Annotated in this window: 13 protein-coding genes; 2 read left to right on the top strand and 11 right to left on the bottom strand. The window is 66.6% G+C overall.

Going from position 1 to position 13398, the window contains the following annotated elements; translation table 11 throughout:
- The 3 genes from dprE2 to BN3385_RS00985 are packed head-to-tail and all read right to left on the bottom strand — an operon-like array spanning position 1 to position 2554.
- Positions 1-783 carry a decaprenylphospho-beta-D-erythro-pentofuranosid-2-ulose 2-reductase gene (dprE2, locus tag BN3385_RS00995; protein WP_059014246.1) on the bottom strand — a complete coding sequence of 261 codons (783 nt, stop codon included), beginning with the start codon at positions 781-783 and terminating at the stop codon, positions 1-3.
- Positions 784-2157, bottom strand: a complete 1374-nt coding sequence (gene dprE1 / locus BN3385_RS00990; protein WP_059014244.1) for a decaprenylphosphoryl-beta-D-ribose oxidase — start codon at positions 2155-2157, stop codon at positions 784-786.
- A gap of 31 nt (positions 2158-2188) precedes the next feature.
- Positions 2189-2554 (bottom strand): GtrA family protein, encoded by a 366-nt coding sequence (locus BN3385_RS00985; protein ID WP_197415154.1) that lies wholly within the window; start codon positions 2552-2554, stop codon positions 2189-2191.
- Positions 2555-2667: 113 nt separating this feature from the next.
- On the opposite strand from BN3385_RS00985, the gene BN3385_RS00980 reads away from it, so the two are divergent.
- A complete protein-coding gene (locus tag BN3385_RS00980; RefSeq protein WP_059014240.1) occupies positions 2668-3291 on the top strand; it encodes an HD domain-containing protein in 624 nt (207 codons plus the stop codon).
- A 65-nt stretch (positions 3292-3356) separates the two neighbouring features.
- A complete protein-coding gene (locus tag BN3385_RS00975) occupies positions 3357-3791 on the top strand; it encodes a pyridoxamine 5'-phosphate oxidase family protein (RefSeq protein ID WP_059014237.1) in 435 nt (144 codons plus the stop codon).
- On the opposite strand, the gene BN3385_RS00970 is transcribed toward BN3385_RS00975, so the two are convergent.
- Genes BN3385_RS00970 through wzt form a run of 8 tightly spaced genes read right to left on the bottom strand, consistent with a single transcriptional unit; the run spans position 3788 to position 13396 of the window.
- On the bottom strand, positions 3788-5293 hold the full coding sequence (locus BN3385_RS00970) for an HNH endonuclease signature motif containing protein (RefSeq protein WP_059014235.1): 1506 nt from the start codon (positions 5291-5293) through the stop codon (positions 3788-3790). The genes BN3385_RS00975 and BN3385_RS00970 overlap by 4 nt on opposite strands.
- Positions 5294-5327: 34 nt before the next feature.
- Positions 5328-6359, bottom strand: coding sequence for an aldo/keto reductase (locus tag BN3385_RS00965; protein WP_059014234.1), 1032 nt, complete (start codon positions 6357-6359; stop codon positions 5328-5330).
- A 5-nt stretch (positions 6360-6364) separates the two neighbouring features.
- Positions 6365-7177: an alpha/beta hydrolase gene (locus BN3385_RS00960; RefSeq protein WP_059014232.1), complete on the bottom strand. Its 813-nt coding sequence runs from the start codon at positions 7175-7177 to the stop codon at positions 6365-6367.
- A 6-nt stretch (positions 7178-7183) separates the two neighbouring features.
- Positions 7184-8017, bottom strand: coding sequence for an alpha/beta fold hydrolase (locus BN3385_RS00955; protein ID WP_059014230.1), 834 nt, complete (start codon positions 8015-8017; stop codon positions 7184-7186).
- Positions 8018-8077: 60 nt separating this feature from the next.
- Positions 8078-10813 carry a helix-turn-helix transcriptional regulator gene (locus tag BN3385_RS00950; protein WP_059014228.1) on the bottom strand — a complete coding sequence of 912 codons (2736 nt, stop codon included), beginning with the start codon at positions 10811-10813 and terminating at the stop codon, positions 8078-8080.
- 53 nt (positions 10814-10866) lie between these two features.
- Complete coding sequence (gene wzm, locus BN3385_RS00945) at positions 10867-11697, bottom strand: galactan export ABC transporter permease subunit Wzm/RfbD (RefSeq protein WP_059014225.1); 831 nt, start codon at positions 11695-11697, stop codon at positions 10867-10869.
- Positions 11694-12587 carry a galactofuranosyltransferase GlfT1 gene (gene glfT1 / locus BN3385_RS00940; protein ID WP_059014223.1) on the bottom strand — a complete coding sequence of 298 codons (894 nt, stop codon included), beginning with the start codon at positions 12585-12587 and terminating at the stop codon, positions 11694-11696. The genes wzm and glfT1 overlap by 4 nt, the downstream gene beginning before the upstream one ends.
- Positions 12584-13396 (bottom strand): galactan export ABC transporter ATP-binding subunit Wzt/RfbE, encoded by an 813-nt coding sequence (gene wzt / locus BN3385_RS00935; RefSeq protein WP_059014221.1) that lies wholly within the window; start codon positions 13394-13396, stop codon positions 12584-12586. Before wzt ends, glfT1 begins: the two co-directional genes overlap by 4 nt.
- Positions 13397-13398 lie beyond the last annotated feature (2 nt).

Here is a 13398-nt window from a genome sequence, read left to right as displayed (position 1 = left end):
TCAGAGCGGCAGCTTGCGGAAGATCGGGCGCGGGATATGCCGCAGCACCGACATCAGCACCCGCACCTGGCCGGGCGCCCAGACCAGGGTCTTACCGGCCGCCGCGGACGTCACCGCCAGTTCGGCGACGTCGTCGGCGTCGACCGTGAACGGTGCCTCTTTGGCACCGGTGGCCTTCCAGTGTTCCAGCGTGGTGGTGGTGCGCACCTGGCCGGGGCGGATAACCAGAACACGAACACCGAACTCGCGCAACGCTTCTCCGAGGCCGAGGTAGAAACCGTCCAGACCGGCCTTGGTGGAGCCGTAGACGAAGTTGGACCGGCGTACCCGCTCGCCGGCGACCGAACTCATGGCGATGATCTGGCCGGACCCCTGGTCCTTCATCTTCTGGCCGATCAGGACGCCGACCGACACCGCGGCGGTGTAATTGATCTGGGCGCTCAGCACGGCCTTGGCCTGGTTCTGCCACAGTTCCTCGGCATCGCCGAGGATGCCGAAGGCGACGATCGCGACGTCGACATCGCCTGCAGCCCAGGCCTTGTCGATGACTCCCGGGTGGCTGGCGGTGTCCAGTGCGTCGAACTCGAGGTACTCGACGGACTTGGCACCCGCGGCCTCGAGCTGCGCGATGGCGGCATCCCGCTTAGGGGCGTTCGGCAGGTCGGCCAGGATGACGCGGGCTTTGGTGTCGCGCAGGTAGCGCGCGCAGATGGCCAGGCCGATCTCGGAGGTACCGCCCAGCAGCAGGATGGTTTGCGGGTTGCCGGTGGCGTCGAAGACCATTTAGTGCAGCTCCAAGCGTCGGGCCATGTCGGACATGAACACCCCGTCGGGATCGACCTTGCGGCGCACCGCAATCCACTCGTCGATGCGCGGATACATGGCGTGGAAGGTTTCCGCGGACGTGCGGGAATCCTTGGCGGTGTAGAGGCGGCCGCCGAACTGCAGCACTCGGCGATCCAGTTCGTTGACGAACTCGTTGAGGCCGGCCTTGATCGGGAAATCCACGCAGACGTTCCAGCCGGGGATCGGAAAGCTCAGCGGCGCTTGGTTTCCCGGGCCGAAGAGCTTGAACACGTTGAGGAACGAGTAGTGCCCCGAGCGCTGGATGTCGACGATGATGGCCTTGAACTCCTCGACCGCTTCCGTCGGCACCACGAACTGGTACTGCAGGAACCCGGCCGGACCGTAGGCGCGGTTCCACTCACCGAACATGTCCAGCGGGTGATAGAACTGCGTCAGGTTCTGGACCTTGCCGCGGTAAGTACCTGATTTGCGGTACCAGAGCTCGCCGATCGGCCCGAAGGTGTATTTGTTGGCCAGCCCGTTGGGGAAGATGTCAGGGAACGTAAGTAGCTGGGGCGCATCGAATTTCAACGGATTGCGCTGCAGCTTCTTGGGTAGCTGGTCCAACCGGGCCAGCGAGCCGCGGGAGATCGCGGCGCGGCCCAGTTTCGGCGGCGCGCTGATCGCGTCGAACCAGGCGCTGGAGTAGGTGTAGTTGGCTTCGCTGCCGTCGCTGTGGAAGGCGATGGTCTCGTCGAGGCTGGCGGTGACGTCGCCGTCGGCAATGAAATAGGCCGTCTCGGTAGGCGTCATCTCGAGGGTGACGCGCAGGATGATGCCGGTCAGCCCGTTGCCGCCGACGGTGGCCCAGAACAGGTCGGCGTTCTCGCCATCCGGGGTGAGGGTGCGGACCTGGCCGTCGGCGGTCAGCAGGTCCATCGAGCGCACGTGGTTGCCGAAGCTGCCGGCGCTGTGGTGGTTCTTGCCGTGGATATCGCAGGCGATGGCGCCGCCGACGGTGACCTGCCGGGTGCCGGGCAGCACCGGGACCCACAGGCCGAACGGCAGCGCGGCCTTCATCAACTGGTCGAGGTTCACCCCGGCGTCGATGTCGACGAGGCGGCTGTCGGAGTCGATCGAGTGGATGCGGTCGAGCTCGCTCATGTCGACGACCAGACCGCCGCCGTTCTGGGCGTTGTCGCCGTAGGAACGGCCGAGTCCGCGGGCGATCACGCCGCGCTGGTTGTCATCGGCGGCGCGGGCCACCGCCTTGATGATTTCCTCGGGATCCGGGGTCGACAACACCTCGGCGACGGTGGGCGCAGTGCGTCCCCAGCCGCTCAGGCGTCGGGTTGTCGTGGTTGTGGACATCGTGACGAGGGTACCGTGCGGGGCCTCTCAGCTACCGCAGCCGGAATATCCAGACCCTCTGCACGATGAAGTTGATCACCGTCGCCGTGCCCTGCGCGACCACGAATGCGACGGGCAATGCCCAGGTGCGGTAGTCCAGCAGATGCAGGGTCACGTGGTTCAGTCCGACCTGGACGGCGAAGGTCAGCGCGTAGAGCACCATCACCGCGAGGAATCGGGCGCGGCTGGGTGGAGCCTGGAACGTCCAGCGCCGGTTGATCAGGTAGGCCGTGATGGTGCCGACGATGAAGCTCAGCGCCTTGGCCAGGTCCACTTGGACGCCGCCGGCCTTGTAGAGCAGGACGTAGAGGCCGAAGTCGACGATCGCGGACAGCACACCGGTGACAAGGAAGCGCACGACCTGGGTTTTGAGGCTCGGCGCCGTCGTCGGGGTGGTGTCGGACACGCGTGAAGCTTAGTTACTACCCGGGTCGCTGCGCGCCAGCGCCGTGGCCTGTGCACCATGGAGGTGTGCAGGATCTGCTCGACACGTGGGCGGCGCTACTCGCCCGGCACACCGCGGACCCCGCCGCGGAGGCGGTCGGTCGCGAGTTGCTGGCGGCGTGGTCCGAGCCGCACCGTCGCTACCACTCGGTGGAACATCTGCGCGACATCCTGCGTCACGTCGAGGAACTGGCGGTGCTGGCCGACGATGCCGACGCGGTGCGGCTGGCGGCGTGGTACCACGACTCGGTGTACGCGGGCCGCCCGGATGACGAGGAACTCAGCGCCCGCCGGGCCGAGGACGAGCTGTCCGGTTTGGGTGTGGAGCCGCAACTGGTGGACGAGGTCGCGCGGTTGGTGCGGATGACGGTCACGCATGATCCGGCACCCGGCGATCACAACGGCGAGGTGCTCTCCGATGCAGACCTGGCTTCGCTGGCGGTGTCGCGGGAGCGGTATGTGGCCAACACCGCGGCCATCCGTGCCGAGTACGGCCACATCTCTGATGACGTGTTCCGCAAAGGTCGGCTGCAGGTCCTGGCCAATCTGCTCGGTGGGCCCGGTGTGTTCCGCACCGCGGAGGGCCGGCAACGCTGGGAGGGGCCGGCGCAGGAGAACCTGCGCGCCGAGTTGTCCGCGCTCGGCGATTGAGCCGGCGTCGGACGCAGGGCTTTTGACCCTATTCGCGCCGTTGGTTGCCGCGGCAAAATCTGGTCATGACAGTCGAACAGGGTCCGATCACGGTCCTCAGCGCTGACGAGAGTTGGGATCTGCTGAACAGCGTCGCGCTGGGTCGGCTGGTCACCCACATCGGCGATCAGCTGGAGATCTTCCCCGTCAACTTCGTCACGCAGAACGGCACACTGCTGTTCCGCACCGCCGAGGGCACCAAGCTGTTCAGCACGGTGATGAACGACAAGGTGCTCTTCGAGGTGGACGACCACACCGTGGCCGACGGTTGGAGTGTCATCGTGCGGGGCACTGCCCAGGTGCTCACCGCGGCCGAGGACGTCCATGAGGCCGACCGCGCGCAGCTCCTGCCGTGGGTGGCCACCGAGAAGCTGCGCTACGTGCGGGTCACGCCGTCGGAGATCTCCGGTCGCCGTTTCCAGTTCGGCCCAGAACCCGACCACGGTTCGTATCCGGGTTAGAAGGGTGCCGGTGCGTTGCGGTCCGTGACGTAGGCGGCATTCATTGCGCGTTCGCGCGTGATACGTGCGGCGCGTTGAGCAGCCCGGGTCCGTCGTCGCGTCGGCATGGTCAGGCCCGTTGCCCGTGGCGGGGTGCCCGACGGCGCCGGTAGGTCAGCAGTCGTCGTCCGCCATTGCGGAATGAGCAGGCGACTACCCGGCCGCGTCACGTACGTGCGGCCCGCCGGCGACGTCCAGATCAGGGTGCCGTCCGGCAATTGCCGGTCGGACCAGCCGTCCCAGAATGTCTTGAGCAGGTGATGTTTTCGGCACTTGCAGGACAGGTTCGACGGATGAGTCGGGCCGTATGGCCACGGCACCGTGTGGTCGATATCGCAGAACTCCGCTGGCACATCGCAATTCGGGAACCGGCAGGTCATATCGCGCAGGCGGACGAACTCCGCCAGAGCCGCCGAGGGGCGGTAGCCCGGCTCCGGCTTATCGCTGGGCCGACGCACGTTCCGCACCGTGGCGCCGGACCGGATGAGCTGTGCCAGGTGCGCCGGGGTGACGATCCCGCCGCGACCGGTCAGCACCGCGGTGGCCGGCGTGCTGGTGGGTTCAGGTTCGGGACGGGGAGCCAGCGCCTCGGCCAGCGGAGTGTCGCGGGTGACCCGGCGGCGCTCTGGTTCACCGGACATGGCCGGATCCGGCTCTCCGGCCAGCGCTTCGGCTTCGGTGAGGACATGGATCACGATGCTGGATGCACGGCCGTCGTCGGCACCTGACGGGCATTCGGGTGAACCGCACGTGCAGGTCAGTCGGTCGGATCCAGCGGCCAGCGCGCCAAGGGCATCGGCGCGACGCTGGCCGATGGTCCGCGGATCGTCGTCACACACCGTGTGCGCCATCTGGGTGAGCCGCCGGTCCAGCAGGGCAGCATCCGTCGAGAACAACCGGCCCGTCAGCGCGGTGGTGCCGGCCTCTACGTCCTTGGAACCGAGTCGCACGTCGCGACTGCGCGCGGTCGCGCGCGTGCGCCGCAGCGCCGCAGGGTCATACCGATCGATCCACACATCGATGGCCTGGGCCAGCTTGTAATCCGACATCGGGCCCCACATCACCGCGGCCTGCGCGAGAGCGGTATCGATGAGGGCCAGCGCCTCGTCGTCCTCGACGTGCATGGTGCGCCAGGAGATCGCGCGACACACCGCGTAGCTCAATCGACCCGCCATGAACAGCGCGCCGACTTGCGGGAGCCGATAGCGCATGGCTTGGCTCAGATGCATCTCCCCGGAGGCGCGGCCGTGCGGAATACCCAGCGCTGCCGAGACCTCAGCAGCCGCGGCATCCCAGGAATCACACGCCCAGTGGTCCCGCTCGTCCTCGCTGCAGCGCCGCCGCACCAGCTCACCGATCGCGGCCACCCGGTGCGCGGCGGCCTTCGCCTCCGTGACGGCCCACTCCTCGATGGCGGCGACCACAGCGCCGTCATCAGCGGAAACAAGGCCATTATCGAACATATGTTCGAGTATAACCGCGACCCCGCTAAGATGCTCAGCGCCAGTTTCCGGCCCCGCCCCGGGCCAGTTCCAAGCGCTCGCTGATCTGGGCGTGCGGCTCGCCGCGATCGATCTGGCTGACGGCCTCGAGACGGTTGTACACCTCCGGTGGTAGCTCGGTGTCGAGGGCGCTGAGGTAGGCGGTGAGATGCTCGACGGTGCGTGGTCCGATGATCGGGACCACCCCCGTCGTCGATCGGGCGGCCCGTTCGATCAACCAGGCCACAGCCACGACGGCAGGACTCAGACCGGTGTCGGTCGCGGCCTGTAGCACTGCGTCGACGATCGCCGTCTTCTGCGGACCACTTTCGGTCTGGATCAACGTCTGCAACCCCTGCAACCGCCCGGCCTCGCCGGCCCGGTACTTGCCCGTGAGAAGTCCGCCCCCGAGTGGCCCCCACAATGCCGCGCCCATCCCGATGGTCTCGACCATCGGGAACAGTTCTCGGTCGGCATCGCGCTGGGCCAGGCTGTACTCGAACTGGGCTGCGGCGATCGGGATGCTGGCTCGCAGGTCGGCAAGCGTCGCCGCCCTGCTGACCATCCAGGCCGGAAAGTTCGATAACCCGGCATAGAGCACCTTGCCGGACCTCGCCAGGTGGTCGAAGGTCGCCACGATCTCGTCGAGTGGTGTTGCGAGGTCGGGGAAATGGACCCACAGCAGGTCGACGTAGTCGGTCCCGAGCCGGGTGAGGCTGGCTTCGACCGAGCGGACCATGGCCCGGCGTCCGTTACCCGTGTGCAGAGGCCCGCTTCCTTCCCGGCCGCCGATGGCGAACTTGGTGGCGATGCTGAAGTCGTCCCGCCGTCCGGTCAGGATGGTGCCCAGTGCTTCCTCGGCCTCACCGCCCTGATAACTCTGCGCGGTGTCGATGAACGTGCCGCCCGCAGCGGCGAACGCTTCGAAGATCTCTCGGGATGACTCGATGTCCGCGCCGTGCCCCCAGCCCGTCCCGAAGTTGCCCGTACCGAGGGCAAGCTGGGAGACCCGCATACCGTTGTTGCGGCCAAAGGTGAAGTGCTTCATGGTGATCAGCCCATCCTCGCGTGTTCGAGTGCCCACTCGAGCGCATGGTCGGCGACCGCCTCCCAGCCGGGCGCAGCGCAGGTCCAGTGGTCCCGGCCCTCGAACTCGTAGTACTCGGTGACCGCCGGTGACTTGCGGTAGTGCTTGGCATTCGACTTGTTCACCGCCGGCGGCATGATGTGGTCTTTCTCGCCCCCGATGAACAGCAGAGGGGCCCGGTCGGCCTTGTAGTCGACCCAGGTTTCCTGATGACCCGGCTGGTAGTTCGCGATCAAGCCGTAGTGCCACACCCAACTCCCCGGTGCGGCAATCGCGTAGCGCTCCCACACCTCGTCCGACTCCTCGCGGCTCAGCGTGTTGGTGAACGCGTAGTGGAACTCTTCCTTGGTGAAGCCGACCGCTTTGTGAATATTGGTGGGGTTCTTCAACGCTGGGAAGAGCGATTTCACCTGCGAGAGCGGACTGACCCGCACCCCCTCGGTCGGTGCGGAGTCGATGACCACTCCGGCAGCGCCCAAACCCCGTGCCAGCAGGAGTTGGGTCAGCGTCCCGCCGAACGAATGGCCGATGATGATCGGCGGTGCGCCGACGGACTCGACGACGCCGGCGAGATGGTCGACGGTCTCGGGCACGGTGAGTCTCGCGATCACCTCGGGGTTCTTGCGGAGCTCCTCGACCTCGACCTCGAAGCCGGGGTACGCCGGTGTGAGAACGCGAAAGCCTTTGTCTTCGTAGTGGGTCCGCCAATGATCCCAACTGCGGGGAGTCATCCAGAGTCCGTGTACCAGGACAATGGTGTCGGGCCGGTTGGTGGTCATGTTGGTCTACCTTTCCGTCGATGCGATGAACGTGAGCAGGTCTGTGTGCAGCCGGTCGCGGTCGGTGTCCGGCAGTCCGTGCGGCCGGCCGGCATAGACGATCAGCCGGGCCTGGTTGATCAACTCCGCGCTGCGCGCGCCGCCGACCTCCAGTGGGACGATCTGGTCGTCGCTGCCGTGGATCACCAGCGTCGGCACGTCAACCCGAGCCAGGTCGGCACGAAAGTCAGTGGCGGAGAACGCAGAAATGCACTCGTAGGCGGCCCGATGGCCGCAGGACATGCTCTGTGCCCAGAATCCATCCCGAATGCCCTGGGAGACCGCTCCGCTGCGATTGTGGCCGAAGAACGGGCCATCGGCGAGATCGCGGTAGAGCTGCGCCCGGTCGGCTCTTTCACCAGCGCGTAACGCGTTGAACGCCGCAGCGGGAAGCCCTTCCGGGTTGTCGGGTCCACTGAGCATCAGTGGTGGCACAGCGGCCACCAGAACCAGTCTGGCCACCCTCACCGTGCCGTGGCGGCCGATGTATCGGACGAGCTCGCCGCCTCCTGTTGAGTGGCCCACGAGCGTGACGTCGGTCAGTCCGAGGGTGTCGATGAGCGCGGCGAGATCATCGGCGTAGGTATTCATCTCATTGCCGTGCCAGGTCTGCGTGGAGCGGCCGTGGCCGCGCCGATCGTGGGCGATGGCCCGAAAACCGTGCTCCGCGAGGAACATGGCGGCAGCCGCCCAGGAGTCGGAGTTGAGTGGCCAGCCGTGACTGAGGACGACCGGCGGCCCCTCGATGCCCCAGTCGCGGTAGAAGATTTGCGCACCGTCTTCGACGGTCACGAACGGCATACCGGAATTCTTGGGCGATGCCAGCCAGACCGGACCACGCGCGACGCGTAGTCGTGAGGGTCAGCGCTCGGCGCGGAACCGTTCGGTCAGCTGACGGCGCGATGACACACCGAGCTTGGCGAACACCTTGCGTAGGTGGTAGTCGACGGTATTCGCGCTGATGAACAGCGCGGCCCCGATCTCGGCGTTGGTGTGGCCGTCGGCAGCCATCCGGGCGACGGCGGCCTCCTGCGGTGACATCTCCACCCCGCCGATCACATGACGATCACTGTTCCGCTCCCCGGTCGCGGCCAACTCTGCGCGGGCCCTGTCGCCGAAGGGCGTCGCATCGATCCGGTCGAAGATGCCGACTGCGGTCCGGAGATGTTCGCGTGCGTCGCGTCGGCGTTTCTCGCGACGCAGCCATTCCCCGAAGACGAGGTGCGCGCGTGCCAGCTCAGCAGGGACGTGGGCGCCATCGAGGAAGTCGATGGCCCGCAGGTAGTGGAATTCGGCGGCTTGATCGCTGGCCATCAGGGCCTGACAGCGTTGGTCCAGACCGCGGAGGAGCGCAGTCCCGTTTGCCGCAGCCATTGCGCTGAGCGAAGCACTGATTCGCTCGGCGTCGTCGAGGTGGCCGCTGCGAACCGCCGCTTCCACGAAGTCGGCGAATCGGATGTAGGCAACTTGCAACAGCGGCGCGTCGACGACCGCGAGTAGCGCGGAATACGCCTCCGCGTAGCGGCCCTGAGCCAGGTCGCGGATGGCAAGCGCGCTGAGAGCGGAAGTGTGGACGCCCCCGAAACCCATCGCCCGGACGACCTCTGCGAGCGCAGTCAGTTCGTCGCGGGCCGTGCCCGTCCAGGCCAGCAGCCCGGCATTGACAACGTTCTCCGCGTCGTAGCCGATCGCCTGACGAAGTTCGCGTACCTGCCGGACGAAGGCCGCGCAGGTTGCCGGGTCGCCATGCTCGAGTTCGAAGATGGAGCGCACCCACAACACAGTGTCCAGCGCCCGCAGCGCCCCGTTGTCGCGTGCGATGCCGGCTAGCCGCTCCAGATACTCCGAACCGGCGCGCTTGTCGAAAAGCGCTGTGATGAGGGTGATCCCCACAAAGCCGAACTCGGTGATCGAGGCATCGTCGAGTCCGTTGAGCGTGTCCACGGCGGCGCGCATCAGCGGGACGGCCTGCGGGTAGGGATCCAGGATGTGAGCGGCCAGGGCCTGCAGCACAATCGATCTCGGGCCCGTCTGCACGGTGGCGCCTATCCGGATCCGACGACCCAGTTCGTCGAGGCTCAGGTCGACCATCACGAGTTCTGTAACCGACCGCAGTTCGAATGCCCTTAGCAACGCGGCCTGTTCCAGATCCGGCTCGCGACCGTGAAACAGGTTGGCCGCGGCGACGAGATCGGCCGGGCCGCGCACTATCAACGCCGAATCGACGGTAAAGAGGGCTAACTCCGTGCGGATCATGATCAGCCGGCCGTGCTGAACGGGATCGAGGTCCTGGGGATCAAGGCGCCCGACAAGATCTTTGGCCAACTGCGCGGCGCCGGCATCAGCCGCGGCCCTCGCCGCCGACAGCAAGCGATCGGAACGGCTCGGGCCGGGGGGAGTGAGGTCGGCGGCACGCATCAGCAGGCGAGCCTGGGAGATCAGACCCCCGCGTCGGGCGGCTCGTTCGGCCGCGGCCGCCAGGCGATCGGCGACCTGCGGATCGGCTCCGTCGGCGGCCTCCGCGGCATGCCAGGCCTCGAGATCCTGCTCGCCGAGCCCGGCGGCAGCGTGACTCAGGGCCGAGTGCATTCGTCTGCGGTCGGCGCCGCTCGCGGCGCCGTAGACCGCCGACCGCACCAGCGGATGGCGGAACGCCACCGTGTCGCCGACAGTGACCAAGCGGGTCCGCTCCGCGTCATGACCGGATTCCGGGGCGAGGTTCAGCATCATGGCAGCCGCCGCGATCATGGCGCTGCGCGCAGACGGTTCGGCAGCCGCGAGCAGTAACCACAGCTGGACGTTCTCGGGCAATGTCCGGACCTGGTCGATGTAGTGCGCCTGGAGCTGAATGCTGATGGGGGCGGGCTTGAAGGAAAGGGAAAGCCGACCCAACTGATCGGCACTGAGATCGCGGGTCAGGTCGAGCAGCGCCAAGGGATGGCCGCCGGTGATGTTGGCGATGCGGGCAGCCGCGTACGGGTCGACGGCGCGGCCGGTGGCCGTCGATAGCAGCTGAACCGACGAGGCGGTATCGAGCCCGCCTAACTCCAGCACCGGAATTCCGGCCAGCTGGACCCTGCTCTCCTCGGTGTCGCGAGCGCCGAACAGCAGGACGGTCGACTCGGCTTGCAGGCGCCTGGCCACGAACGCCAACACATCTCGGGACTCCGCATCGAGCCACTGGACGTCATCGACGGCGCAGACCACCGGGCATTGACTGCTCGCCGCCGCGAACAGGCCCAGCATTCCCAGACCGACCAGGAAACAGTCCGGCGCGGGACCATCCTCGACGCCCCAGGCAATGAGCAGGGCCCGCCGCTGCCGTTGGGGCAGAGCGTCGATGTGATCCTCGAGCGACAGCCCTATCCGCTGTAGGGCCGCATAGGGGAGCGCCAACTCGGCCTCGAACCCGTCTGATCTGAGCAGTCGTACGCCGCTCAGATCTGCGGTGGCCGCGTCGATGAGCGCGGTCTTACCGATGCCCGGCTCGCCGCGAATCACCAGTGAGCCACTGACGCCGTTGCGGGCACGAGTCACCAGCGACCGGAGGGAGTCGAGCTCGTCGGTGCGGCCGATGAAGGTCGAAGGAATGGTCACTGCACCCTTGCTTACCACCGATCCGTGGTTCGCGGGGACCTCGCGACGACGGTCTACACCCAGTACGGAACCCGCGCCCGGTACTGCCGCAGCGCGAACGCCGCCACCAACCAGCCCACGAGGGTCAGCACCACCACGACGATCCAGTGCCGCAGTTCCTGATGCGCACCGAGCAGGGGCGCCCGCAGGATGTCCAGGTAGTGCAGCAGCGGGTTGAGTTCGATGATCTTGGCCCACTTGCCCGCACCCTGCTGCTCCAAGGTGTTGGCGTTCCAGATGATCGGCGTCATGAAGAACAGCAACTGCACCACCGAGAACAGCAGCGGCCCGATGTCGCGGTAGCGCGTGGCCAGGATGCCGAAGCAGAACGACACCCAGACGCAGTTCAGCATGATCAGGATCAGCGCCGGGATCACCGACAAGTCGGCCAGCGACCACGGTTTGGGAAAGATGATCGCGATCACGACGTAGATGACGATGTTGTGCCCGAACAGGATCATCTGCCGCCACACCAGCCGGTAGACATGCACGCTGAGCGGGGTGGGCAGCTGTTTGATCAGACCCTCGTTCGCGATGAACACGTCGGCGCCCTCGAGGATCGCCGCGTTGATCATGTTCCAGATGATCAGGCCCAGCGTCACATACGGAAGATGCTCGGCCAGCGGCAGATGGAACAGTTGCGAATACAGCGCGCCCATCGCCACGGCGGTGGTGCCGGTGGCGATGGTGATCCAGAACGGCCCGAGCACCGAGCGGCGGTACTTCTGCTTGATGTCCTGCCAGCCCAGATGTAGCCACAGCTCACGCTTGTGGAATCCGTCGATCAGGTCGCCCCAGGCCCGGCTGAACGTCTTGGACTGGGTGGCGGCGTCGGTGAAGGTCACGCTGAAGGCCTCCCGAACCTCTCCTTACGGCCCATGCGCCGCAATCGAATCCACTCGCGCAGTCCGGCCGGATCGCGACGGGTGATCAAGAAGTACCACCCGAAGCGCAGCCATTCCTGCGGCAGGAGTTTGCGCAGACCGGGCTGCGACAGCAGGTAGCCGCGGTTGCGGTAGGTGAAGAACCGCTTGGTGGCGTCGTCGGGGTACTGGGTATGCATCCGGCCACCGAGAATCGGCTTGAACTCATCGGTGCCGTAGGGATGCAGGTACACCGCGTCCAGGCAGGTGCCGAACGGCAGCCCGCTGCGCACCAGTCGCCGATGCAGCTCGACCTCGTCACCGCGGACGAACAAGCGCAGATCCGGAACACCCACGGCGGTCAGCGTTTCGGCGCGAAACAGCGCCCCGTTGAACAGTGAGGCATAGCCCCGCAGAAGATCTCCGCCGCCGAGCTGCTGTGGACTGCGAAGCCATTTTAGGCCCTGGCGGACGGGAAACGCGAACCGGTCGGGGTCGTCCAGATCGCACACCATCGGCGACACTTCGGCCAGCCCGTGCCGGGTGGCACAGGCCAGCAGGGTGGCCAGCACTTCGGCGTCCTTGGGCCGGCCGTCGTCGTCGGCCAGCCACACCCAGTCCGCCCCCAGCGCGAGGGCGTGCAACATGCCCAGTGCGAAACCGCCTGCGCCACCGAGGTTTCGGCGCGAACCGAGATACGTCGTCGGCACCGGCTGGCCGGCCACCAGATCCTGCACCCGAGAATCGTTGTCGTTGTCCACCACGATCAGGTGGTCGACCATCCGGCTCTGGGTGGTCAGCACATCCAGCGATTTGGCCAGTTCGTCGGGACGGCGGTGGGTGACGACGACCGCGCACACCAACTCGGTCATGCCGAAGCCCAATCACCTCTGTGCTCGTCGAGCACCTCGCGCACATGTCGCGCGGCGTCCTCGCCCTCGTAGGCGCGCACCACGTCCTCGATCCCGCCGCTCATCTTGACGGTGCCGTGGTCGATCCACATCGCCGTCTTGCACAGCCGCGCCAGGAATTCGTTGGAATGGCTTGCGAAGACCAGGATTCCGGATCTCTCGACCAGAGCCTGCAGCCGGTGCTGGGCCTTCTTCAGGAAGTCGGCGTCGACCGCGCCGATCCCTTCGTCGAGCAACAGGATCTCGGGGTCGATGCTGGTGACCACCCCCATCGCCAGCCGCACCCGCATACCGGTGGAGTAGGTGCGCAGCGGCATCGACAGGTACTCGCCGAGTTCGGTGAACTCGGCGATCTCGTCGACCTTGGCGGCCATCTGCTTGCGCGTCTGGCCCAGGAACAACCCGCGGATGATGATGTTCTCGTAACCGGAGATCTCCGGGTCCATGCCGACGCCGAGGTCGAAAACCGGTGCCACGCGGCCACGTACGGTCGCCGACCCGCGGGTCGGTTCGTAGATGCCGGATAGCAGACGCAACAGCGTGGACTTGCCGGCCCCGTTGTGGCCGACGAGGCCGACCCGGTCACCCATCTTCAGGGTCATCGTGATGTCGCGCAGCGCCTCGATGACGACGACGTTCTCGGTGTTGCGGCCGATGGCGCCGCCGGCCTTACCGAGGAAGGCTTTCTTCAGCGATCTCGTCTTGGCGTCGAAAATCGGGAACTCGACCCAGGCGTCGCGGGTCTCGATGAAGGGATCGGTTGCGGACACTG

This window comes from Mycobacterium sp. M26, assembly GCF_001494595.1.
Classification (GTDB): Bacteria; Actinomycetota; Actinomycetes; order Mycobacteriales; family Mycobacteriaceae; genus Mycobacterium.
This window is presented reverse-complemented; position numbering and strand designations above follow the sequence as displayed.